The organism is Nocardia brasiliensis IFM 10847 (assembly GCF_000710915.1).
Lineage (GTDB): Bacteria > Actinomycetota > Actinomycetes > Mycobacteriales > Mycobacteriaceae > Nocardia > Nocardia brasiliensis_A.
Genome location: NZ_BAUA01000221.1, coordinates 1 through 25,342, shown reverse-complemented (window position 1 = coordinate 25,342; position 25,342 = coordinate 1). Strand labels below are relative to the sequence as shown.

Here is a 25,342-nt window from a genome sequence, read left to right as displayed (position 1 = left end):
TCCGCGGTCAACGAATCAACATTTTCGGCCAGCGGGTCAGTTGCCCGCGAGTTGGCGGGCGATGACCAGGCGCTGGATCTGGTTGGTGCCTTCGAAGATCTGCATGACCTTGGCTTCGCGCATGTAGCGCTCGACGGGGAAGTCCTGGGTGTAGCCGTAGCCGCCGAAGACCTGCACGGCGTCGGTGGTGACCTTCATGGCGGCGTCGGTCGCGACCAGCTTCGCGACGCTGGCCTGACGGGAGTAGGGGAGTCCGGCGTCGCGGCGGCGGGCCGCGTCGAGGTAGGTGGCGCGGGCCGAATCTACGGCCGCGGCCATATCGGCGAGCACGAAACCCAGGCCCTGGTGGTCGATGATGTGGCGACCGAAGGCTTCCCGTTCCTTGGCGTAGGCGACCGCTTCGTCGAGCGCGCGTTGCGCCAAACCCGTTGCGACGGCGGCAATACCGAGCCGGCCCGAGTCGAGCGCGCTGAATGCGATCGAAAGTCCTTGTCCCTCTTCTCCGATCAGGCGTTCGGCGGGCAAGAACGCGTCGTCGTAGGCGGCGGTGGTGGTCGGCACGGCGCGCAGGCCCATCTTCTCTTCGGGTTTGCCGAAGCTCAGGCCCTCGGTGTCGCGCGGCACGAGGAAACACGAGATGCCGCGCGAGCCCTCGCCGGTCCGCGCGAAGAGGGTGTAGAAATCGGCCTTGCCGCCGTTGGTGATCCAGGCTTTCGCGCCGTTGATCCGGTATCCGCCATCGACTTTCGTGGCCCGGCAGCGCAGCGCGGCCGCGTCGGAGCCCGCGTGCGGCTCGGAAAGGCTGTAGGCGCCGATGGTTTCGCCGGACAGCATGGTCGAAAGCCAGCGCTGCTGTTGTTCGGCGGTGCCGAAGGTGAACAGGGGATGGCAGGACAGGCTGTGCACGCTCACCGCCACCGCGACCGCGGCCCAGCGCGCCGCGAGCTCCTCGAGCACCTGCAGATACACCTCGTAGGGCTGGGCGCCGCCACCGAACTCTTCCGGATACGGCAGACTGAGCAGGCTGGCCGCGCCGAGTGCGGGAAAGACGCCGTCGGGAAACGTTCCCGTCTTCTCGCACTCGACCACCCGCGGCTCGAGCACCTTGTCGGCGATATCGCGGGTCAGCTCGAGCAGGTCCCGAGCCTCGGACGTCGGCAGCATTCGATCCACTGGCATGCCCCTACGCTAACGCCAGATCGGCCGGAAGGAACTCGATGGTGCGCGGTACTCGTCGCGGCAGGCTGTCGGTCGTGCTGCTCGCCCTGCTCGCGCTGGGTCTGCAATTCCTGATCGCCGAGACGCCCGCCGCGCAGGCAGCGCCGATCGAGCGGAGCTTCACCAACGCGGCGGGTTCGCGCGACTACTACTTGCATGTGCCGCCGGGAGATACGGCGGGCAAACCGTTGATGATCTACCTGCACGGCTGCACCGATCCGCAGAGTCAGCTGGCCGACACCGGTTTCTCGCTGACCCGGTTGGCGGACGAGTTCGGTTTCGTACTGGCCTATCCGATCCAGACCGCGGCGGCCAACGAGCGGTACTGCTGGAATTGGTTCGACCCGGCGAATCAGTCACGCGGACAGGGGGAATCGTCGATCATCGCCGACCTCACCAGTGCTTTGATCGCGGAGTTCGGGCTGGATCGCGCACGGGTGTACGCCGGCGGGTATTCCGCGGGCGGCGCGATGTCCACGGTGCTGGCAGCTGGCTACCCAGACTTGTACGCGGCGATCGCACCGATGGCGGGCGGCCCTTACGGAATCGACCTGAAGACATTCGCCGCCGATCTGAGCGGTACGTCGATCGTCGATGCGATGGGCGCGCGGGCCCGCCCGGTTCCGGGCTTCTTCCTCCAAGACTTGGCCGATCAGACCAGCCTGTATCCGATCGGACGGGCCAACCTGACGCAATGGCTCGGCGCCTATGCGCGAGCGGGTGACGCGACAGTGCCCGCGGTGCCGAGCATGGTCACCGCGTCCGCCGATCCGGTGCCGACCACCATCGAGCGCTACGCCGCGGGCGACTGTCTGCTCGCCGAATTCCGCACGCCGATCGGGCCGGATCACATCGGCGGAGGTTTGCTGATGCAGTCGGCACGCGGTCTCGACCTGCAGCGACAGTTGATGAGTTTCCTGCTGGCGCACCGGCTCGGCGGTCCGCGGCAGGCGTGCGGTTGAACGAAATCGCAGGAAAACGGGCGTAGACGACCGGTCGCCCCGCGATGCACGTGCAGATGAGCGCACGTTCCGGGGATGTGTACTGCCCTGCGCCACAAGCGCATTCGCGCAGGTCACAGGCTTGGATGCGGTGCTGCGAAAGACGGCGCGCCGACCAGCATTGTCTCATTAGTGTGTTGATCGGCCGGTCGCCTGGCGCACAAGCGCCATAGCGACTAGACAGTTATCGGTTCGATAGGGGACGGACCGGCATGTCGGCGGCCACGCAGGGGGTGTCGCCGCCATTCCGGTCCGGTGGGCCCGATGAGCCCCTGGGGACGTGTCGCATTCGTGTGGTCTATTATCTGCGTATGAATGCAGATAGCCAGAAACCGCGCCCGCGTCTCGCGGACGATCAGGTGGGCCTGGTTGTCGAGGTTTTCCGGATGCTGGCCGATGCCACCAGGGTTCGCGTGCTGTGGGCTCTCGTCGACCGCGAGCTGTCGGTCAACGACCTGGCCGACTACATCGGCAAGCCCGCCCCGTCCGTCTCGCAGCATCTGGCCAAGTTGCGAATGGCGCGACTGGTCAGCACCCGCCGCGCCGGCACGACCATCTACTACAGCCTGGAGAACGAGCACGTCCGGCAACTTGTGGTGGACGCGGTGCACAACGCCGAGCACGCGGGCCCGGGGATCCCGCCGCATCACCGCGGCGACGTCGTGCGCGGGCTGCCGGATACCGGAACCGAAGCGAAATAAGTTACTGGACAAAAGATCTCGGAGCGTGACGCAGTGCATACCGCGAACCGGCACGGACTCGGCGACGAGCAACCTCACCAACACCACAGCGAAGTACACACGCACGACACGCCTTTCGGTCACGGGCACGATCATGGCCCGCATGCGCACGAGCACCCGAAGGGACTGCGCGGGGCGCTGCGCGAGATCTTCGTGCCGCACAGTCACGATCCGGCCGACAGCGTCGACGACGCCCTGACCGCCAGTGCGGTGGGTATCCGGGCGGTGAAGATCAGTCTCGTGGTGCTCGGCGTGACGGCCGTGGCACAGGTGCTCGTGGTGGCCGTGTCCGGCTCGGTTGCCTTGGCGGCCGACACGATTCACAACTTCTCCGACGCGTTGACCGCGGTCCCGCTCTGGATCGCTTTTGCGCTCGGGCGCCGCGCGGCGACCCGGCGCTACACCTACGGTTTCGGGCGCGCCGAGGATCTCGCGGGGCTGTTCGTCGTGGCGATGATCGCCCTGTCCGCGCTGATCGCGGGCTATCAAGCGGTGCGCAGGCTGATCGAGCCGGTGCCGATCGGGCATCTCGGCTGGGTCGCCGCCGCGGGACTCATCGGCTTCCTGGGCAACGAGACCGTCGCGCTGTATCGCATCCGGGTCGGCCGGCGGATCGGCTCGGCGGCGCTGGTCGCCGACGGCCTGCACGCGCGCACCGACGGCTTCACCTCGCTGGCCGTGCTGCTCGGAGCCGGTGGCGTCGCGCTGGGGTTCCCGCTCGCCGACCCGATCGTCGGCCTGCTCATCACGCTCGCCATCCTCGCGGTGCTGCGTACCGCGGCCAGGGACGTGCTGCGCCGACTGATGGACGCGGTCGAGCCGGGGCTGGTGACCGACGCCGAGCGGGCGCTCGCCGCCGAACCGGGGGTGCAGGGTGTGCGCAGCCTGCGGATGCGCTGGATCGGCCACCGCCTGCATGCCGACGTCGAATTGGACGTCGCCCCGACCATCACCCTCGCCGAGGCGCACCGCCTCGCGCACGAGGCCGAGCACACCCTCACACATGTCGTGCCCAAGCTCGACACCGCGCTGGTGCACGCCTATCCGGCGCACGTGAGCCGAGTGGTCCGTGCCGTCTCCGCGGCGCGTCCCAGCTGACCTGCCGAAACTGAAGGCAGGTGCTGTCCGATTGGTCTCCCGAGTGCATTCCCGATGAGCGCTGCCCTCGGGTGTTTACCGTTGGGTAGCATTCGCGATGTGATGCGGCTCATGGTCGGAATTCGGTGAACCATGCTGACGCGCGTCCGGAACCTCCCGAAGCTGCCCGACCTGCTCCATCGGAGCCGGATTCCGGACGATCCGGCCTCGGTCGCCACCATCGGCGCGGAGGCGGATCCGGGTGATCTCGGACTGCCTCCCGATTACGCGGAGCGCATCTGGCGGCGGATGCAACTGGTCTACCGCAGCGGCGTGCATCCCGCCATTCAGGTCTGTGTGCGCCGGCACGGCGAGATCGTGTTCGATCGGGCGCTCGGTCACGCGCACGGCAACGGGCCCGAGGACGTACCGGAGACGCCCAAGGTGCTCGCGACCCCGAGCACCCCGTTCGTCACCTACTCGGCGTCCAAGGGCGTCACCGCGTTCGTCGTGCATCTGCTCGTGGAACGCGGCCTGATCGATCTGCACGCGCCGGTCTGCACCTACATTCCCGAATACGGCTGCCACGGTAAGGAATCCATCACCGTCGGGCAGGTGCTCGCGCATCGTTCCGGGGTGGCGAATCTGCCGCGCGAGGCGCTGACGGCCGCGGCTGTCGCGGATCGTGAACTGCTGGTGCGGAATCTGTGCGCGGTCCGGCCGTCCGTGCCGCCCGGCCGGTTCCAGTCCTATCACGCGCTGTCGGGCGGCTTCATCCTCGGTGAGGTGGTGCACCGCGTCACCGGCACCGATATCCGCACCGTGCTGGCGACGGAGATCCTGCGCCCGTTGTCCTTCCGCTGGACCAATTACGGTGTGTCAGAGGCGGATTTCCCGCTGCTCGCGAAGAACTACCGGACCGGTCTGACGCCGCTGCCGCCGTTGTCGCTCGCGCTGGAGCGGATGCTGGGCGTGCCCTTCGCCGAGGCGGTCGAGATCGGCAACGACCCCGCCTATCTCGGTATCGTCGCGCCCTCGGCGAATATCGTCAGCACCGCCAACGAGCTCTCGCGCTTCTACGAGATCTTCCGGCGCGGCGGCGAACTCGACGGCGTCCGCGTGCTGCGGCCGGAAACTATTGCGGCGGCGCTGGTTCCGCAGTCGCGGATCGAGCCTGATCTGTCGCTCGGGATGAACTTCGGCTTCGGGTACGGCCCGATGCTCGGTGGCCGGGTGGTGAGCCTGTACGGCCCCGACACCCGGCGCGCCTTCGGGCATCTCGGTTTCACCAACAATGCCGCCTGGGCCGACCCGGAACGCGCGCTGTCGTGTGCCGTGCTCACCAGCGGCAAACCGATTCTGTACCCGGAGCTGGTGCGCTGGGTCGGGCTGCTCTACGGCATCACATCGGAGACTCCGAAGGTGGCCGCAACAGACTTGGCTTTCTGAGTGGAAGTCACTGAAGAAAAAGGAGTTCCGATGTTGAGCACTATGCAGGACGAGCCTTTGTCGCTGGCGACGTTGCTGCGCTACGCATCGACGTTTGTCGGCGATTCGACCGTGTCCACCTGGACCGGTACGGGCGTGCGCACCATGACCTATCGCGAACTCGGCGCGGAAGCGGCGCGGCTGGCGAACGCCCTGCGCGGGCTGGGCATCGGCGTCGGCGATCGAGTCGGCACCTTCATGTGGAACAACAACGAGCACATGGTCGCCTACATCGCGGCGCCCGCGATGGGGGCCGTGCTGCACGCGCTCAACATCCGGTTGTTCCCCGATCAACTCGTCTTCGTGGCCAATCACGCCGAGGATCAGGTGGTGCTCGTCGACGGCACCCTGGTGCCGATGTTCGCCCAGTATCTGCCGAACCTGAAGACGGTGCGCCACGTCATCGTGGTGAACGGCGACGCGTCGACGCTGGCCGCTCCCGAGGGCGTGCAGGTGCACTCCTACACCGAACTCCTTGCCGGGCAACCGGATACCTACGACTTCCCGGTGATCGACGAACGCTCCGCCGCCGCGATGTGTTACACCTCGGGCACCACCGGCGACCCGAAGGGCGTGGTCTACTCGCATCGCTCCAACTGGCTGCACGCCATGCAGGTGTGCTCGCCGAGCGGCATGGGCTTCTCCGGCAACGACACGGTGCTCGCCATCGTGCCGCTGTTCCACGCCAACGCCTGGGGCATTCCCTACGCGGCGCTGATGTCGGGCGCGAATGTGCTGATGCCCGACCGATTCCTGCAGCCGGGTCCGCTGCTGGAGATGATGGCCGACCAGCGCCCGACGTTCGCCGCCGCGGTGCCGACCATCTGGGGCGGCGTGCTGGCCGGCCTCGCCGCGCATCCGCAGGACATCACGCATCTGCGGACCGCCGTGGTCGGCGGTTCGGCCGTGCCGCCGTCGATGATGCGCGCGTTCGAGGAGAAGCACGGCGTGAAGATCCTGCACGCCTGGGGCATGACCGAGACGTCGCCGCTCGGCAGCGTGGCGCACCCGCCGACCGGCGCGACCGGCGACGAGGCCTGGGAGTACCGCTACACCCAGGGCCGGTTCCCGGCCAGCGTGCAGGCCAGGCTGGTCGGCGACGACGGCACGGTGCTGCCCAACGACGGAGTGGCGCTGGGCGAGTTGGAGGTTCGCGGCCCGTGGATCACGGGCTCGTACTACGCACCGGACGGCGCGGTGGTCGACCCGGACAAGTTCGACGACGGCTGGTTGCGCACCGGCGACGTCGGCCGGATCGGCCCGGACGGCTATCTCACCCTGGTCGACCGGTCCAAGGACGTGATCAAGTCGGGCGGCGAATGGATTTCGTCGGTCGATCTGGAGAACGCCGTGATGGGCCACCCCGCCGTCGCCGAGGCGGCGGTGATCGGTGTGCCGGACGAGAAGTGGGACGAGCGGCCCCTGGTCGCGATCGTGCTGGCCGAGGGCGCGCAGGCCAAGCCTGACGAACTGCGCGACTTCCTGGCCGGCAAGTTCGCGAAATGGCAACTGCCGGAACGCTGGACGTTCATCGCGGAGGTGCCCAAGACCAGCGTGGGCAAGTTCGACAAGAAGCGCCTGCGTGCACAGTACGCCGACGGCGACCTGACGGTCACCACCCTGTCCTGAACGTCGCGGCAGCCCGGTGCGGCGAAATCGCTTGCCGCGCCGGGCTGTTATGCGGACGGATCAGCAGTTACGCAGTTCCGGGCTCTGATTGAGCAGCTGGGCCCTGGTGCCGATGAACGTGCTGTAGGTCTCGCCGCCGACCGCGGCGATCGGGAAGGCCGCCACCCGGTGGCAGTTCTGGAAGGCCAGCTTCACCCCGAAGTGCCGTTCCAACCCGCCGCGGATCGCGTCGGAGGCCATGGCGCGCAACAGCTGGCCACGGGCCACCTCGTCCGGCGGCGGCACCACGTTGTCGGCGTATTCGGCTGTGCCGGAGTGCAGTTCACCGGCGACCCGGCTGACGACCTCCCAGGCGTAGGGCAGCGAATTGCGGACACATTCGACGAAATCCGCGTCGTCGACTTCGCCGCGTTCGGCGCGTTCGAGCAGTGCGGTGGGGACATCGAGGGACATAGCGCTCTCCTCCGGGGGTGGATGGCTGATGCGATGCGTCTCGATTCTAATCGAAAGTCGTTGTCAACAATCCTGGATTCGCCGCGAAAGTGCTGCATTCAGTGCGGTTTTCGTCTCGGCGGCCAGGGCGCGGACCAGTTCGCCGGCCGGTAGCTCGGGGGCCAGGGTGTGGGTCTGCCCCGCCCACAGGTTCACCTTGTCCGGGTTGCCCGCCGACCGCGCCGCCGCGCGCAAAGGCGCCGTGGCGTAATGGATCTCCGGATAGGCCACCGGTGCGGTCGCGCTGTGCTCGGTCATGAACTCGTTGCGCAGGCCACGCGCGCGGCGGCCGGTGAAGGCGCGGGTGAGCATGGTCGGCGTCGACGCCGACAGCGCGGCGCGGTGCACCGGATTGGTGCCCGCCTCCGGGCAGCGCAGGAACACCGTGCCCAGTTGCACGGCGGCCGCGCCCGCGGCGAGTGCTGCGGCGATGCCCGCGCCGGTGCTGAGGCCGCCGGTGGCCACGATCGGGCGGTCGGTCGCCGCGCGCAGCAGTTGCAGCAGTGCGATGAGGCCGAGCGGATCGGTGGCGTCGTCGGCGACCCGGTCGACGAAGGTGGCGCGATGCCCGCCCGCTTCCGCGCCCTGCGCGACCAGCACGTCCGCGCCGCGCTCGACGGCGATGGTGGCCTCCGCGGGCGAGGTCACGCTCACCCAGACCTCCGAGCCCGCGTCGTGCAGCCGGGCGATCTCGGCGGCAGTGGGGCAACCGAAGGTACAGGAGACGGCCGCGACCGGGTCGGCGACGAGCAGGTCGAGTTTGGCGTCCCAGTCGTCGGTGTCGTACTTGGCGGGGCCGACCTCGTTGTCGCGGGCGAGCTCGGTGAGATAGGCGGCGAACTCGGCGTCGGGGGTCGCGGGACCGGGCACGAAGAGATTCACGCCGAAGGGGCCGTCGGTGGTGGTGCGCGTCGCGGCGATCCGGGCGGCGGTGTCGGCCGCACTGAGGTAACCGGCGGCCAGGAAGCCGAAGCCGCCGGCCTGGGTGACGGCGGCGGTCAGCTCGGGCGTCGAGGGGCCGCCGGCCATCGGAGCGAGCACGATCGGGATGTTCAAGTCATCGATGATCACGGCTCCAGTGTTGCTTACTGGACGTCCGACCCGTTGTTTACCTGCGTCTTTCGCGCAGAAGGTTGCGGAATGGTCACGCCGGGATAGAGTTCCCGTCACAACGGATGCCAAACCGTTACATCGCAAGCTTCACCGGATCGTTACCGAATCGGCAGCCCGCGACCGGCCCGGCTCCGCTGAACCACTGTTCTTCGGACGCAAGGACGCAGCTGTGTCGCACCACCGGGTAGGCCCCAGTTCCATTACCGTCATGAGCCTCATCGGCGATGATATTTCGGGTCGGCCGACGCGGCATCGCGCCGAGTCGACCGCGGCCGATCGAGTGAAGGTCGCCGCCGGTGTCGCGGTCGCCGCGGGCGCCCTGATCGGCACCGTGAGCCAGGTCGCCCCCGCGGTCGCCAGCCCGCTGCTCCCCGGCGCGCACGACGGCGACGAGGCAGACGCCCCCATCGTGGTGAAGGGCACCGGCATCCTGCCGGTCGCGCAGGCCAAGGCCGCCGCTGCGGCGCCGGAGGCGCCCGCTCCCGAGGTGCCCGTCGCCAGTCAGGTCGCCGCACCCATCGCCGCCGCTCCGTTCGGCCTGCAGAATCTGCCGCCGGAGGTCGCCGGTCCGCTGGCCCAGGCCGAGCAGATCCTCAAGGGCGTGCAACAGCAGGTCGCGCCCGCGCCGCAGACCGCGGTCCGTCCGGTCGCCGGCGCGATCAGCTCCGGATTCGGCAGCCGCTGGGGCGAATTCCACTACGGTCTCGACTTCGCCGACAATCTCGGCGCGCCGATCCACTCGGTCAGCAACGGCACCGTGATCGAGGCGGGCCCCGCGTCCGGCTTCGGTCTGTGGGTGCGCGTGCTGCAGGACGACGGCACCACTGCGGTGTACGGCCACGTGAACGAGATGCTCGTGCAGGAGGGCCAGCGGGTCAACGCCGGTGACGTGATCGCCACCGTCGGCAACCGGGGCCAGTCCACCGGACCGCATCTGCACCTGGAGATCTGGGACCGGGGCGGCAGCAAGATCGACCCGATGCCGTATCTCGCGGCCAAGGGCGTGCCGCTGCAGTGGGGACCTTCGGCCCACTGATTCCGCTGTCCGGCTTGATATTCCAGCGCTCCCGCCGGCCATTGCCGGGCAGGGTTCCCCACGAGACCCAATCGGTCATTAGGCTCGATTCGTGAGCGAGGGAGCGTGGAGTGCAGCACGTCCGGTCACGGCGGCGCCGAGTGTGCGCGAGGTGCGGCCGTGAGTGATTTGGGCGACATCTTCGAGCCGGGATCGCCGCACGGCCGAACCTACGCCGTGCTGGTGCATCATCCGCGGTCGAGCCTCGCCGATATCGCGCAGTATCTAGGCGTTTCGGAGGACTCCGCCGCAGCCTCGCTGGACGTGCTGTGCCAGCTGCGCGCCGCCGTGCGGGTGCCCGCGGCCGATGGCGAGCCGGTGGTCTGGGACGCGCACGCGCCGGAATCGTTGTCGGAGGCCGAAGCTCGGCGCCGGCAGCAGCAGATCAACCAGATGCACGCGGCCGCAGCGCGGCTCAGCGAGACGTTCCGCTCGGTGCGCCGTTCCCCGCGCAGCAACGGCGCGGTGGTGCCGGTGTTCGAACGGCTGGAGATGCTGGCCGATTTCGAGGAGATGCAGACCAGCGCGCGCACCTGCGTCAAGGTCGTCGAGCGCGGCCCCTATCTCAGCGATCTCGACCGTGAGCGACAGTTGTTCCAGCTCAAGCGCAGTCGGCTGGGCGAAGGCATCCGCTACCAAACGCTCTACCAGGACACCATCTATCAGGATCCGGAGCGGCTGCGGCACGCGCTGTCCACCAATGCCAGTGGGGCACAGGCGCGGACGTTGCCCGAGCCGCCGTTCAAACTCATCATCAGCGACGACGAACGCGCTAGCCTGGTGCTGCATGTCGACGAACGTCGCCCGGACCCCATGGGCTTGCGGATCACCGGCTCACCCGCGCTGGACCTGCTGATCAAAACGTTCGATGTGCTGTGGTCCCTGGCCGCCCCGATTTCGGTGAACCCGACGGCGGAGGCCCTCGACGAACGCGACCGCGCGATCCTGACCCTGATGGGTCTCGGTGCGACCGACGACACCATCGCCCGCAGGCTCGGCATGTCGCGGCGTACTGTGGTCCGCCGGACCGCGCGACTGCTGGAGCGGCTCGGCGCGAGTACCCGATTCCAGGCCGGGGTGCAGGCGACCCGGCGGGGTTGGCTGTGAACTAGTTCACCGATCCGGGTACTCCTGCAACAAGACCGGTCGGATACCGATATAACTCCTGGCATCTGGCAAGACAGCGCTTCCAGGGGCGCGCGGACCGCTGCCAGGCGGGCCGTATCAATCCAAGACAGCACGCGTGGACACCGATCAGTCCCTTATATGATTGCTCGGAACCGCGCTGGCCCCGGACGATACGCCCTTGTTATGGGCAGGGCCGGGTCCTAGCTCGACGCGAGAGGTGAATGCACTCGAATGGAAACTGCCCGTCGTTCCGCTCGTGGTAGCCGTCGCCGCAGGTCGGGCAGCCCGCTGTTCGGGCAGTTGCTGACCGCCGCCGTCGAATCCGCGGCCGCCGAGGTCGCCATCCGGTTCAATCCGTCGGGCCTGCCCGACGACGACCGTCAACTCACCTACGGCCAGCTCGACGCCCAGTCGTCGCGATTGGCCAGGGAACTGATCGAGCGCGGCGTCGGACCCGGCGATGTGGTCGCCATCGGCATCGCCCGCAGCCTGCAATCGGTCGTCGCCGTGTGGGCGATCGCGAAGACGGGCGCGGCGTTCGTCCCGGTGGATCCCGCCTACCCGACCGACCGGATCAACCACATCCTGTCCGACTCCGGGGCCAAGGTGGGGCTCACCACCTCGGCGCATCGCCCGGTGCTCGGCACCGGCGTCTATTGGATCGAGCTGGACGACCCGGTGCAGTCCGCGCGCATCGCGGCCCGTCCCGAGCATCCGATCTCCTACACCGACCGGGTGCGCCCGCTGGACGAGCGGCACCCGGCCTACGTCATCTACACCTCGGGCTCGACCGGACGCCCCAAGGGCGTCGTGGTCACCCACAGCGGTCTGGCCGGCCTGGTGGCCGCCGAGCGCGACCATTACGACGTCACCGCCGACTCGCGGGTGCTGCACGTGTGCTCGCCGAACTTCGACGTCTCGGTGCTGGAGCTGCTGCTCGCGTTCTCCGCGGGCGCGACGCTGGTGATCGCGCCGCCCTCGGTGTTCGGCGGCTACGAACTCGCGGATCTGCTTCGGCGCGAACGGGTCACGCACATGCTGATCACGCCGGGCGCGCTGGAGTCGGTCGATCCGACCGATCTGGACGACCTGCGCGTCGTCGTGGTAGCCGGCGACAAGTTCGGTCCGGAACTGCTCAACCGCTGGGCGGGCGATCGCGAGTTCTACAACGGCTACGGTCCCACCGAGGCCACGATTCTGGCCACGAGCACCCCGCAGCTGGCCCCGGACGAGCTCATCACCATCGGCACCGCGATCCCGGGAGTCGGTGCGTTCGTACTGGATTCGCGGCTGCGGCCGGTGCCCGCCGGTGTGGTCGGCGAGCTGTACCTGTCCGGGCCCGCGCTGGCCCAGGGCTACCTCGGCCGTCCGGGTCTCACCGCGGAACGCTTCGTGGCCAGCCCGTTCGGCGCCGATACGGGTAACCCCGGGGCGCGGCTCTACCGCACCGGCGACCTGGTGCGCCGCGCCGAGGACGGCGGGGCCATCGAATACCTGGGCCGCTCGGACTTCCAGGTCAAGATCCGTGGCTTCCGAATCGAACTGGGCGAGATCGACAACGCGCTCACCGCGCACCCCGACATCGACTACGCGGCGACGCTCGGCAAGACGCTGCCCTCCGGCGCGACCGCGCTGGTGTCCTACGTGCTGCCGCGCGCCGGAACCACCGTGGACACCGGAGAACTCGCCGAGTTCCTCGGGGAATCCCTGGCGGCGTACATGATTCCGGCCGCCATCATGGTGCTCGACGAGATCCCGCTGACCCCGGTCGGCAAGCTGGACCGTGCGGCGCTGCCGGCACCCGTGTTCGCCGCCAAGGCTTTTCGCGCGCCGTCCACGCCGGTCGAGGAGATCGTCGCCGACGTGTTCGCCGCCCTGCTCATGGCCGGCGACGACGGCCGGGTGGGCGCGGACGACGACTTCTTCGAACTGGGTGGCAATTCGCTGCTCGCCGCGCAGGCCGCCGCCCGGATCGGGTCGGCGCTGAACGTGCGGGTGCCGGTGCAGCTGCTGTTCGAGGCGACCACCGTGGCCGCGCTCGCCGAGCGAGTGGAGCGGCACGCGGGTTCGGCCGCCGGACAGGCGCTGCACGCCCGCCCGCGCCCGGCGCGGGTGCCGCTGTCCTATGCGCAGCAGCGGATGTGGTTCCTGAACCGGTTCGATCCGGCCAGTGCGGTCAACAACATTCCCGCCGCCGTACGACTTTCGGGCCGGCTCGATCTCGACGCGTTGCGCGCCGCCGTGCGCGACCTCGCCGAACGGCACGAGGTGCTGCGCACGCGGTACCCGGATGTCGACGGCGAGGGCTACCAGCAGGTGCTGCCGGCCGGCGACCCGCAGGCCGTCCCGGAATTCGTGGTCGAGCAGGCCACCGAGGACCGGCTGCCGGAACTGGTCGCCGCCGCGGTGACCGCGGGCTTCGACGTGACCGCCGCGCCGCCGGTGCGGGTGCGGGTGCTCGTCCTCGGCGAGACCGAGCACGTGCTGATCTGCGTGGTGCACCACATCGCGGGTGACGGCTTCTCGATGGCGCCGCTGACGCGCGACCTGATGGCCGCCTACCTGGACCGGATTCGCGGCGGCGCGCCGCAGTGGCCCGCGCTCGAGGTGCAGTACGCCGATTACACGCTGTGGCAGCGTGAGATCCTCGGCGCCGAGGACGATCCGGAATCGGTGCTGGCCAAGCAGATCGCCTACTGGCGGACCGAATTGGCGGCCTTGCCCGAGCAGTTGGAGCTGCCCGCCGACCGGCCGCGTCCCGCGGTGGCGTCGAACCACGGCGCCACGCTCGCCTTCGAGATCGACGGTGCGGTGCACGCCGCGCTGAGCCGCCTTGCGCACAGCCATAATTCGACGCTGTTCATGGTGGTGCACGCGGCGCTGGCGGTGCTGCTGTCGCGCCTGTCCGGCACCAGGGACATCGCTGTCGGCACGCCGGTGGCCGGACGCGGCGAGGCCGCGCTCGACGACCTGATCGGCATGTTCGTCAATACCCTTGTGCTGCGGACAAATATCGATTCCGGGGTGAGTTTCGACGAGCTGTTGCGCGAGGTGCGCCGGATCGACGTCGAGGCGTTCGGGCACGCCGACGTGCCGTTCGAGCGGCTGGTGGAACTGCTGGATCCGGCGCGTTCGGCGGCCCGGCATCCGCTGTTCCAGGTGATGCTGACCTTCCAGAACCTGGCGCGCACCGAACTGGAGCTGCCCGGCCTCTCGGTCTCGGCGGTCGAGCTCGCGATGCCGCTCGCCAAGTTCGATCTGCAACTCGCGCTGGTCGAGCGGATCGACCGGCACGGCGCGCCGGAGGGCATGTCGGCGGCCTTCACCTACGCCACCGACCTGTTCGACGAGGCGACCGTGCAGGACTTCGCCGACCGCTTCGGCCGGATCCTGGCCGCGGTCGCGAGCGACGCCACGGTGACGGTCGGCGATATCGATGTGCTCGCCCCGGGCGAGCGCGAACTGGTGCTGCACGAATGGAACAGCCCCGGCGTCGCGGTGCCCGAGGTGACGCTGGTCGACCTCATCGGTGCGCAGGCCCGCAGGCGTGCGGACGCGGGCGCGATCCGCTTCGGCGACACCACCCTCACCTTCGGTGAACTCCAGCGCCGGGCCAACCGGGTCGCGCGGGCCCTGATCGCCCGCGGCGCGGGTCCGGAATCGCTGGTGGCCGTTGCCGTTCCGCGTACCGAGGAGTTGCCGGTCGCGCTGCTCGGCGTGCTCGTCGCCGGCGCGGGCTACTTGCCGATCGACACGACCTATCCGAGACAGCGACTGGAATTCATGCTCGGCGATGCCGCTCCGGCATGCATCCTGACCACCGCGAGCGAGCTGGAATCCATTCCCGCGGGCGATATCCCGGTCATCCTGCTGGAGGAGACCGGCGATTTCGCCGACGCGCCGGTGCGCGACGGCGAGCGGAGCGCGCCGCTGCGCCCGGACAACCTGGCCTACGTCATCTACACCTCGGGTTCGACGGGCGTGCCCAAGGGCGTCGGTGTCGCGCACCGCAATGTGGTGCAGCTGTTCGCGAACACGCAGATGATGTTCGAGTTCGACGAGACCGACGTGTGGACGCTGTTCCATTCGTTCGCCTTCGACTTCTCGGTCTGGGAGCTGTGGTGCGCCCTGGCCAACGGCGGCACCGTGGTGGTGGTCGACTACCTGACCTCCCGGTCGCCGGAACTGTTCCGCGAGTTGCTGATTCGCGAGCAGGTCACCGTGCTCAACCAGACCCCGTCGGCGTTCTACCAGCTCGCCGAGGCCGACCGCGCCGCCCAACCGGGCGATCAGGCGAAGTTCGCGCCGCGCTACGTGGTGTTCGGCGGTGAGGCGCTGGACCTGCGCCAGTTGCAGCGCTGGTACGAGCGTCACGCGGTGGACGCGCCGTGGCTGGTCAACATGTACGGCATCACCGAGACGACGGTGCACGTGTCGTTCCTGTCGCTGGACGAGCAGATGGCCGACAACGCGGCCAGCGTCATCGGCCGCGCCCTGCCCGGTCTGGACGCGTATGTGCTCGACGATCGGACGCACCCGGCGCCGGTGGGTGTCGCGGGTGAAATCTATGTCGCGGGCGCGCAGCTGTCCCGCGGTTACCTCGGCCGTCCCGGTCTCGCTGCGAGCAGGTTCGTCGCGAACCCGTTCGGTACGCCGGGATCCCGGATGTACCGCACCGGCGATATCGGCCGCTGGGTCGGCTTCGGCGGCCAGGCGACGCTCGAGTACGCGGGCCGCGGCGACCAGCAGGTGCAGTTGCGCGGCTTCCGCATCGAGCTCGGCGAGATCGAGTCGGCGCTGCTGCGTTGCCCCGGCGTGAGTCAGGCGGTGGTGCTGGTGCGCGCCGACGAGCACGCGGGCGACCGGCTCATCGGCTACGTCGTGCCCGATACCGGCGCGCAGCTCGACCCGCTCGAATTGCGTGGCCAGGTAGGCGAATTCCTGACCGGCTACATGGTGCCGGACGCACTGGTCGTGCTCGACGCGCTGCCGCTGACGCCCAACGGCAAGCTGGACCGGACGGCTTTGCCCGCGCCGGAATTCGCGAGCACGGCCGCGTTCCGCGCGCCGAGTTCGCCGGTCGAGCAGGCGGTCGCCGAGGTGTTCGGCGGTCTGCTCGGCGCGCAGGAGATCGGCCTGGACGACGACTTCTTCGGGCTCGGCGGGAACTCGCTGCTCGCCACCAGGGTGGTCGCCCGGATCAACGAGGCGCTCGATGCGAATCTCGTTGTGCGGGAACTGTTCGAGTCGCCTACCGTGGCCGCGCTGGCGGCGCGGGTAGTGCCCGGCGCCGCCAAGGCCGCGGGCGCCCGCCCGCCGCTGGCCCGGGTGCAGCGCGGCGAGCGGGTGCCGCTTTCGCTTGCCCAGCAACGGATGTGGGTGCTCAACCAGTTCGACCCGGACTCGCCCGCGTACAACATTCCGATGGCGATCCGGCTCAGCGGTGTGCTCGATGTGCCCGCGCTGCGCAACGCCGTCGCGGATGTGCTGGAGCGGCACGAGGCCCTGCGCACCCGGTACCCCGCGGACCCGGCGGGGGTGGCCTACCAGCAGATCGTCTCGGTCGGCGAGGCATTGCCCGGCGGCCTCGAGGTCGTCGAGACCACCGACCCGATCGCCCGGATCACCGCGCTGCTGTCCGCCGGATTCGATGTGACCCAGCAGGTTCCGGTGCGCGCGCTGCTGCTCGCGGTCGGTCCGGACGAGCATCTGCTCGCGCTCGTGGTGCATCACATCTCGGCCGACGGCGCCTCGATCGCGCCGCTGGCCCGGGACATGGTGACCGCCTACCTCGCCCGGGTCGGCGGTAATTCGCCGCGCTGGTCGCCGCTGGAGGTGCAGTACGCGGACTTCGCGCTGTGGCAGCGCGCCGTGGTCGGCACCGACGATGATCCGGAATCCATTGCGGCACAGCAGTTGACGTACTGGCGCAGGCAGCTCGACGGGCTGACCGGTGAGCTGACTCTGCCGCTGGACCGGCCACGTCCCGCCGTGCCCTCGATGCGCGGCGCCTCGACCGGTTTCGCGGTCTCGCCCGACGTGCACGCCGCGCTGGTCCGGATTGCGCGCGAACACAATTCGACGTTGTTCATGGTGGTGCACGCGGCGCTGGCGGTGCTGCTCGCCCGCCAGTCGAACAGCACCGATATCGCCATCGGCACGCCGATCGCGGGCCGCGGCGAGCGGGCGCTGGACGAGTTGGTCGGCATGTTCGTCAACACGCTCACGCTGCGCACCGCGGTCGAATCACGCTCGACCTTCGCCGAATTGGTGGATCGGGCCCGCGAGACCGACCTGGCGGCGTTCGCCAATGCCGACATCCCGTTCGAGCGCATCGTCGAGGTGGTCCTGCCCGGCCACGCGACCGTGTACAACCCGCTGTTCGGCGTCGTGCTGTCGTTCCAGAACAACGAGCAGCCGACGCTGGAGCTGCCGGGCCTGACCATCGCCGGGTTGGACAGCGGCGAGATCGCGGCGAAGTTCGACCTGCAGGTGAACGTCGATCCGCGGCACCGCCCGGACGGCACGCCGGACGAGCTGATCACCGCGATCACCTATGCCACAGACCTTTTCGACGAGTCGACGGTGCAGGCGCTGTGCCGCAGGCTGGAGCGGATCCTGACCGCGGTGGTCGCCGACCCGCAGGTACGCGTCGGCGATATCGACCTGCTGGACGAGCAGGAGCGCGAGCGGGTGCGGACGGCGGCGGAGTCGTCGCCCGAGTTCCGGGCCGAAGGCGCGCCGACCACCACCGGCACTGCGCTGACCCAGGCGCTGACCGCGGTGGTGGAGGACGATCCGGACGGTCCCGCGCTGGTTTCCGGCGAGGACGCGGTCTCCTACGAAGAACTCGACGCGCGGTCCTCGCGCCTGGCCCGGGTGCTGGCCGCACGCGGCTGCGGCCCCGGCGACGGTGTCGCGGTTCGGCTCGACCGCGGCGTGGACGCCGTCGTCGCGACGTGGGCCGTGCTCAAGGCCGGCGCCGCGGTCGTCCCGGTGTCCTCGGTCGACGACCCGATGCCGGCGCAGCTGGTCGTCAAGGTGGGCCTCACCGACGCCCGGGTGCACGAGTCGGGCGAGATCGATTGGCTCGTACTGAGCGATCGCGCGGTGGCCGCGCAGATCGCAGCCGAATCACCGCGGCCGGTGACCTACGCGCACCGCACCAGGGTGCTGCGTGGCACGGACCCGGCCTTCGTCGGGGCCCGTACCGTCGGCTACGACGAGCTGGCCGCGGCGGTGGACCGGTTGCGCACCCGCACCGACCTGACCTTCGAGTCCCGAACCTGCCGACTCGGCGGGCCCGCCGAGCTCGCGGTACTCGAGGCGGTGGCCGCCGGGTCGTCCGGGGCTGCGATCGTGCTCACCCCGGCCGGTGCGGAGCCGACCGAGGCGCTCGCGGACGAGTGGGTCAGCCACCTGCTGACCGACTCCGCGGGCCTCGATACCCTTGACCCGGCGGCCCTGGAAGATCTGCGGGCCGTGGTGGTCGCCGACGGACCGATTCCGGGTGGTGCATGGTCGCAGGTGACCGTGGTCACCCTCGGCGAGCTTCTGAATGTCGGGTAGCAGACCGACGGGTATGGGGTGCAAGCCCCAAAAAACATGACTATGGTCACTCAGATCGGGTTGTCCGACGCCGACACCCGATGGTGGTGTGGTTTCACATGTTCGACAGGCAGGATGAGCAGAGTTTCATGGTTCGCGTAGTGGGGGACGTCAAGGGTAAAGAGGCACTCCTGTTGGTGCGAGCATGACGCGCCCAACTCGTGTCCGCCCCGCCAGAACCCGACGACCGCGGGTCATCACGCTGCCCCAGCTGATGGCGACCGCCGCGGAGGCGAACCCCGACGGCATCGCGCTGACCTATGCGGACGCCACAGCGACACTGTCGCAACTGAGCTACGCGGAGCTGGACGAGCGGTCGACCCGGTTGGCCCGGCTGCTCATCGACCGCGGGATCGGGCCGGAGGATCTCGTCGCCATCGGCATTCCCCGCTCGATCGAGTCGGTGACCGCCGTCTGGGCGGTGGCCAAGTCGGGCGCCGGTTTCGTCCCGGTGGACCCGAACTATCCGGCCGACCGGATCGACCACATGGTGAAGGATTCCGGTGCGGTCTTCGGCCTGACCACGCGCGCGGCCGCCGCTCAACTGCCCGGCCAGGTCGAGTGGCTGGCCATCGACGACGAGTCCTGCCTGCGCTCGCTCGAGCGCTATTCCACCGAGCCGATCACCAACGCCGACCGGGTCGGCCGCCTGCATGCCGAACATCCGGCTTACGTCATCTACACCTCCGGATCTACCGGTAGGCCGAAGGGCGTGGTGGTCACGCAGGCCGGTCTGTCGAGTTTCTGTGATGAGCAGCGCGAGCGGTACCAGGTGACGAGTGCTTCGCGGACATTGCATTTCGCGTCGCCGTCGTTCGACGCGTCGGTGTTGGAACTGCTCCTCGCGGTGGGTGGTGCGGCGACGATGGTGATCGCGGCGCCGACGGTGTTCGGTGGCGAGGAACTGGCCGTTCTGCTGCGACGGACGGGGGTGACGCACGCGTTCATCACGCCTGCCGCGCTGGCGTCGGTGGAGCCTGCCGGGTTGGACGAGTTGCGGGTCGTGGTCGCCGGTGGCGAGGCTTGCCCGCCGGAGTTGGTGCGGCGTTGGGTGATTCCGGTGGCGAGCGGGCGGGCTCGGGAGTTCTTCAACGGGTACGGGCCCACCGAGACCACGATCATGACGAATATCAGTGCGCCGTTGGTGCCGGACGAGCCGGTCACGATCGGCGGGCCGATTCGCGCGATCACCGAGTACGTGCTGGACGAGCGCCTTTCGCCGGTGCCGGACGGCGTCATCGGCGAGCTGTACATCACGGGCGCGCAATTGGCGCGCGGCTACCACCAGCGGCCCGCGCTCAGTGCGACCCGCTTCGTGGCAAACCCCTTCGATACCAACGGGACTCGGCTCTACCGCACCGGCGACCTGGTCCGTTGGGTGGCCGACGGCAAGCTGGAGTACGCGGGCCGCAACGACTTCCAGGTGAAGGTGCGTGGCTTCCGGATCGAACTCGGCGAGATCGACGCGGTGCTCGCCGCGCACGACAGCATCGATTTCGCGGTCACCGTCGGCCATCAGCTGGAGAACGGGACAACGATTCTCGCGTCCTACGTGCTGGCCGCTCCGGGCGCCACGGTGGAGACCGCTGAGCTCGTCGCGCTCGCCGAGCGCAGCCTGCCCGCGCACATGGTGCCGACGGCGATCACCGTGCTCGACGAGATCCCGCTGACCCCGGTCGGCAAGCTGGACCGGCGCGCCCTGCCCGCACCGCAGTTACAGACCAAGGAGTTCCGGGCGCCGAGCGGGCAGTGGGAACAGCTGGTCGCAGACATCTTCGGCGAGCTGCTGGACAGCGATGTCCCGGTCGGCGCCGACGACGACTTCTTCGAGCTGGGTGGCAACTCGCTGATCGCGACGAAGGTCGTGGCCCGCATCGGCGCGCAGATCAGCGCCCGGGTACCGGCCCGGACCGTGTTCGAGGCGCCGACCGTCGCGGCTCTGGCAGCGCGGCTCGCCCCGCTGGCCGGGGCAGGCGGGCGCGCCGCGCTCACGCGAATGTCACGGCCGGAACATATTCCGTTGTCGCTGGCGCAGCAGCGGATGTGGTTCCTGAACCAGTTCGATACGGCTTCGGCGGCCAACAACATTCCGTTCGCGATCCGGCTGACCGGCGCGCTGGATGTGGCGGCGCTGCGTGCGGCGCTCGCCGATCTGATCGAGCGGCACGAGACCCTGCGCACGGTCTATCCCGCACTGGACGGCACCGGCCACCAGGTGATTCTGCCTGCGGCGCAGGCGACTCCGGAGCTGGCGGTGACCCACATCGCGTCCGCCGACCTGCCGGACAGGCTGACCGAATTCGCCGTGGCCGGTTTCGACGTCGCGGCCGAGGTGCCGCTGCGCATGGCGCTGTTCGAGGTCGGCGCCGACGATTACGTACTCGCCGTGGTGGTGCATCACATCGCGGCCGACGGCACCTCGATGGCGCCGATGGCGCGCGACCTCACCTTCGCCTACTTCGCCCGCAGCGCGGGCAACGCGCCCGAATTGGCCCCGCTGCCGGTGCAATACGCCGATTACGCGCTGTGGCAGCGCGCCATGCTCGGTGACGAGAGCGATCCGGCCTCGGTGGCGGCCGAGCAGATCCGTTACTGGCGCAGCGCGCTGGCCGGACTGCCCGGCCGGCTCGAATTGCCCACGGACCGGCCGCGTCCCGCGCTGGCCTCCGGGCGGGGCGGCGTGCACGTGTTCGAGGTGGACGCCCGGATTCGCGCCGGACTGGACGCGATCGCGCAGGACACGGGCGCCTCGCTGTTCATGGTGGTGCACGCGGCGTTCGCCGCTCTGCTGGCCCGGCTGTCCGGCACCACCGATATCGCCGTCGGCACCCCCGTCGCGGGCCGCGGCGAAGCCGAATTGGACGACCTGATCGGCATGTTCGTCAACATGCTCGTGCTGCGCACCGAGATCGATCCGGGCGCGTCGTTCCGCGAGCTGGTCGTCGCCGCCAAAACGGTGGATCTAGCGGCGTTCTCCCATGTCGAGCTGCCGTTCGAGCGGTTGGTCGAGGTGCTCGATCCGGTGCGCTCGCAGGCGCATCACCCGCTGTTCCAGGTGGCGCTGTTCTTCCAGAACATGGACAAGCCCGCGTTGGAACTACCCGGGCTGTCCGCGTCGGCGCTCGAACTGGACGGCGCGGCAGCCAAATTCGATCTGCAACTGACCGTGACCCCGCACGAGGGCGCGGACGCGGGTCTGTCGGCGATGTTCACCTACGCGACCGATCTGTTCGACGAGGCTACCGTCGCCCGCTTCGCGGCCCGGCTGCGCCGGCTGCTGCGCGCCGTGACGGCCGACCCCGACCGCCCGGTCGGCGACGCCGAACTGCTGTCGCTGGTCGAGCGTGACCGAATTCTGTTCGAGTGGAACGAGACCCGGCAGCGGCTCACGCCGGAACTGCTGCTCGACGGCTACCGGCGCGCGGTCGGCGCCCATCCGGACGCGGTCGCGGTGGCCGACGAAAACGCCACGCTCACGTATCGGGAGTTCGACGAGCGTGTCAATCAGCTCGCCCGCCTGCTGATCTCGCAGGGTGTGGGTGCGGAGTCGCTGGTCGGCTTGGCGATTCGGCGTTCGCTCGACCTCGTGGTCGGCATGTACGCGATCGTGACGGCCGGCGGTGCGTACGTGCCGTTGGATCCGGATCATCCGGCCGAGCGGATCGCGCACATCCTCGACACCGCCCAGCCCGTCTGTGTGGTCACGACTTCCGCCGATGCGGCGGCGCTGCCGGACGGCGTGGCCACGGTGACCCTCGACACCGCCGACCTCGCGGCATTCCCGGGCAGCCCCGTCGGCGCGGCGGAACTGCTGCGCCCCGTCTTGCCGCTCAATCCCGCCTACGTCATCTTCACCTCCGGTTCGACCGGGCGGCCCAAGGGTGTCGCCGTCTCGCATGCGGCGATCGTCAACCAGCTTGTGTGGATGCTCGCCGAGTACCCGCTGACCAACGACGACGTCTATTTCCAGAAGACCGCTACGACGTTCGACGTGTCGCTGTGGGGCTTTTTCCTGCCGCTGCGGGTGGGCGCGAAGCTGGTCGTCGCGACCCCGGACGGCCATCGCGATCCGGCCTACGTCGCGGAAACCATTGCCGCGCAGTCGGTGACGGTGACCGACTTCGTGCCCTCGATGCTCACGATGTTCGCGGCGCACACCGCGAAGGGCGCGTGCCCGACGCTGGCACAGATCTTCGTGATCGGCGAGGCGCTGCCGCCTGCGACGGTCGACGCGGTGTTCGCGGTCACCGATGCGGACGTGCACAACCTCTATGGGCCGACGGAGGCCGCGGTGTCGGTGACCTACTGGCCCGCCGACGGCTCGGACACCGGCTCGGTGCCGATCGGCTTGCCGCAGTGGAACACCCGGGTCTACGTGCTCGATGCCCGGCTGCGTCCGGTGCCCGAGGGGGTGGCCGGTGAGCTCTACCTGGCCGGGGATCAGCTGGCGCGCGGCTACGTCGGGCGGCCGGATCTGACCGCGGATCGGTTCGTGGCCAACCCGTTCGGCCCGGGACAGCGCATGTACCGCACCGGCGATCTGGTGCTGTGGCGTAAGGCCGCCGGCGCGGAGACCGACGACGAGATGGTGCTCGACTACCTCGGCCGCACCGACTTCCAGGTCAAGTTCCGCGGTCAGCGGATCGAGTTGGGTGAGATCGAAACGGCGTTGCTGGCACAGCCTTCGGTGAGTCAGGCGGTTGCGTTGGTCAGCCAGTCGACGCTGGGGGACCAGCTGGTGGCCTACGCGGTGCCGGTGCCGGGCGACCGGATCGATCCGCAGGAACTGCGCACCGCCGTCGCGGAAACGCTTCCTGCCTACATGGTTCCGGCCGCGGTCGTCGCGCTGGACGAGTTCCCGCTGAACCCGTCCGGCAAGCTCGACCGCAAGGCGCTGCCGGAGCCGATGTTCACCGCACGGGAATTCCGTGCGCCCTCGACCGCGCTCGAGGAGATCGTGGCGGGCGTGTTCGGCGAGGTACTCGGCCTGACCAGGGTCGGCGCCGATGACGATTTCTTCGCTCTCGGCGGCAATTCGCTGATCGCCACCCAAGTCGTCGCGCGGCTCGGCGCCGCGGTGGGCGGCCGGGTGCCGGTGCGCACGCTGTTCGAGGCGCCGACCGTGGCCGGCCTTGCCGCCGTGGTCGATTCGCAGGTGCACGGTCGTCCCGGGGTCGCGCTGGGCAGCATCGAGCGTCCGGCGGAACTGCCGCTGTCGCTGGCGCAGCGGCGGATGTGGTTCCTCAACCGTTTCGATCAGTCCGATGACGGGTCGGCCGGTTCGGCCGCCTACAACCTGCCGTTCGCGCTGCGGTTGACGGGCGCACTGGATGTCGAGGCGCTGGGTGCGGCGCTGGGTGACGTGGTCACGCGGCACGAGGTGCTGCGGACCGTGTACCCGGCGACCGACGCGGGCCCGATCCAGGTGGTGCTGCCGCCGAGCAGTGCCGTGCTGGACGTCACGCCGCAGGTGCTGACCGAGGCCGAGGTGGCCACGGCGGTCTACGCGCTGGCCGCGCGTCCGTTCGACGTGACCGACGAGGTGCCGGTGCGGGTCGCGCTGTACCGGATCGACGGCACGGCCGACAGCTACGTCTTCGCCGTCGTCGTGCATCACATCGCCGCGGACGGCTCTTCGATGGGTCCGCTGGTGCGTGACGTGATGGTCGCTTATGCCGCGCGGAGCGCGGGTGAGGCGCCGGGTTGGGCTCCGTTGCCGGTGCAGTACGCGGATTACGCGTTGTGGCAGCGTGCGGTGCTGGGTGCTGAGTCCGATGCGGAATCGATTGCGGCGCAACAGATCGACTTCTGGCGTGTGCATCTGGCGGATCTGCCGGATCGGCTGGAGTTGCCTGCTGATCGACCGCGTCCGGCGATTGCGTCGATGGCTGGTGCGCGGGTCGATGTGCGGATTGATGCGGCTACTCATGCCGGTTTGGTGGAGTTGGGCCGGGCGCATGGTGCGACGTTGTTCATGGTGGTGCACACGGCGCTCGCGGTGCTGCTCGCCCGCCTGTCCGGCTCCTCGGACGTTGCCATCGGCACGCCGCTGGCCGGTCGCGGCGAGCGTGAACTCGATGATCTGATCGGCATGTTCGTCAACACCGTGGTGTTCCGGACGCGCTTCGAATCGGACGAGCCGTTCGTCGAATTGCTCGGCAGGCAGCGCGAATCCGATCTGCAGGCGTTCGCGCACGCGGATATTCCGTTCGAGCGTTTGGTGGAGGTGCTGAATCCGCCGCGTTCGACGGCGCATCATCCGCTGTTCCAGGTGGGCTTGTCGTTCCAGAACATCGCGCGCACCGCCCTGGAGCTGCCCGGCCTCGCCGTCGAGGGGCTGGACGCCGATCTCGCGGTGTCGCAGTTCGATCTGCATCTGATCGTGGGCGACAGCTATGACGAGTCCGGTGTGCCCGCGGGCATGGGCGGCTTCTTCACCTATGCCACCGATCTTTTCGACGCCGCCACGGTGCAGGGCTTCGCCGAGCGGCTGACCCGGATCCTGGCCGCGGTGGTCGCGGACGCGACCACGCCGGTCGGCGATATCGAATTGCTCGACGCGGCCGAGCGCGACGATGTGCTGGCCCGGTGGAACGCCACCGAACAGCAGGTCGACGAGGCGGCCACCTTGGCCTCGCTGCTCGATGCGTCGGTGGCGGCCGACCCGCGCGCTGTCGCGCTGGTGACTGATCTGCCCGGTGGCGGCCGCGAGAAGGTCACCTACGGCGAGTTGGACGCGCGGGTGAATCGTCTTGCGCGGTATTTGATTTCTC

12 protein-coding genes are annotated in these 25,342 nt (G+C 69.2%); 9 read left to right on the top strand and 3 right to left on the bottom strand.

Going from position 1 to position 25,342, the window contains the following annotated elements; translation table 11 throughout:
• Positions 1-36: 36 nt before the first annotated feature.
• A complete protein-coding gene (locus NBRGI_RS42715; protein WP_029903999.1) occupies positions 37-1,179 on the bottom strand; it encodes an acyl-CoA dehydrogenase family protein in 1,143 nt (380 codons plus the stop codon).
• Between the two features lie 38 nt (positions 1,180-1,217).
• Here NBRGI_RS42715 and NBRGI_RS45810 point away from each other — a divergent pair, with 38 nt between their 5' ends.
• The 5 genes from NBRGI_RS45810 (at position 1,218) to NBRGI_RS42690 (ending at position 7,153) form a co-directional block, all read left to right on the top strand.
• Positions 1,218-2,180: an extracellular catalytic domain type 1 short-chain-length polyhydroxyalkanoate depolymerase gene (locus NBRGI_RS45810; protein WP_051728466.1), complete on the top strand. Its 963-nt coding sequence runs from the start codon at positions 1,218-1,220 to the stop codon at positions 2,178-2,180.
• A gap of 350 nt (positions 2,181-2,530) precedes the next feature.
• Positions 2,531-2,920 (top strand): ArsR/SmtB family transcription factor, encoded by a 390-nt coding sequence (locus NBRGI_RS42705; RefSeq protein WP_029903995.1) that lies wholly within the window; start codon positions 2,531-2,533, stop codon positions 2,918-2,920.
• A gap of 165 nt (positions 2,921-3,085) precedes the next feature.
• Entirely contained in the window at positions 3,086-4,057 is a 972-nt protein-coding gene (locus NBRGI_RS42700; RefSeq protein ID WP_051728470.1) for a cation diffusion facilitator family transporter, read from the top strand.
• A gap of 132 nt (positions 4,058-4,189) precedes the next feature.
• Positions 4,190-5,485, top strand: a complete 1,296-nt coding sequence (locus NBRGI_RS42695; RefSeq protein WP_051728465.1) for a serine hydrolase domain-containing protein — start codon at positions 4,190-4,192, stop codon at positions 5,483-5,485.
• Between the two features lie 30 nt (positions 5,486-5,515).
• Positions 5,516-7,153 carry a long-chain fatty acid--CoA ligase gene (locus NBRGI_RS42690; RefSeq protein WP_029903989.1) on the top strand — a complete coding sequence of 546 codons (1,638 nt, stop codon included), beginning with the start codon at positions 5,516-5,518 and terminating at the stop codon, positions 7,151-7,153.
• 60 nt (positions 7,154-7,213) lie between these two features.
• Here NBRGI_RS42690 and NBRGI_RS42685 read toward each other — a convergent pair whose 3' ends face one another.
• Together NBRGI_RS42685 and NBRGI_RS42680 are read right to left on the bottom strand one after the other, a co-directional pair.
• Positions 7,214-7,606, bottom strand: a complete 393-nt coding sequence (locus NBRGI_RS42685; protein ID WP_014981634.1) for an SCO5389 family protein — start codon at positions 7,604-7,606, stop codon at positions 7,214-7,216.
• A gap of 63 nt (positions 7,607-7,669) precedes the next feature.
• Positions 7,670-8,716 (bottom strand): nitronate monooxygenase, encoded by a 1,047-nt coding sequence (locus NBRGI_RS42680; protein ID WP_029903987.1) that lies wholly within the window; start codon positions 8,714-8,716, stop codon positions 7,670-7,672.
• Positions 8,717-8,966: 250 nt separating this feature from the next.
• On the opposite strand from NBRGI_RS42680, the gene NBRGI_RS42675 reads away from it, so the two are divergent.
• The 4 genes from NBRGI_RS42675 to NBRGI_RS42655 form a co-directional block, all read left to right on the top strand.
• On the top strand, positions 8,967-9,794 hold the full coding sequence (locus NBRGI_RS42675; RefSeq protein WP_036562973.1) for a M23 family metallopeptidase: 828 nt from the start codon (positions 8,967-8,969) through the stop codon (positions 9,792-9,794).
• A 159-nt stretch (positions 9,795-9,953) separates the two neighbouring features.
• Positions 9,954-10,940 (top strand): LuxR C-terminal-related transcriptional regulator, encoded by a 987-nt coding sequence (locus NBRGI_RS42670; RefSeq protein WP_029903982.1) that lies wholly within the window; start codon positions 9,954-9,956, stop codon positions 10,938-10,940.
• A 252-nt stretch (positions 10,941-11,192) separates the two neighbouring features.
• Entirely contained in the window at positions 11,193-18,530 is a 7,338-nt protein-coding gene (locus NBRGI_RS42665; RefSeq protein WP_036562972.1) for a non-ribosomal peptide synthetase, read from the top strand.
• Positions 18,531-18,714: 184 nt separating this feature from the next.
• Positions 18,715-25,342 (top strand): amino acid adenylation domain-containing protein (locus tag NBRGI_RS42655; protein WP_036562976.1); only part of this gene is annotated, 6,628 nt, incomplete at its 3' end.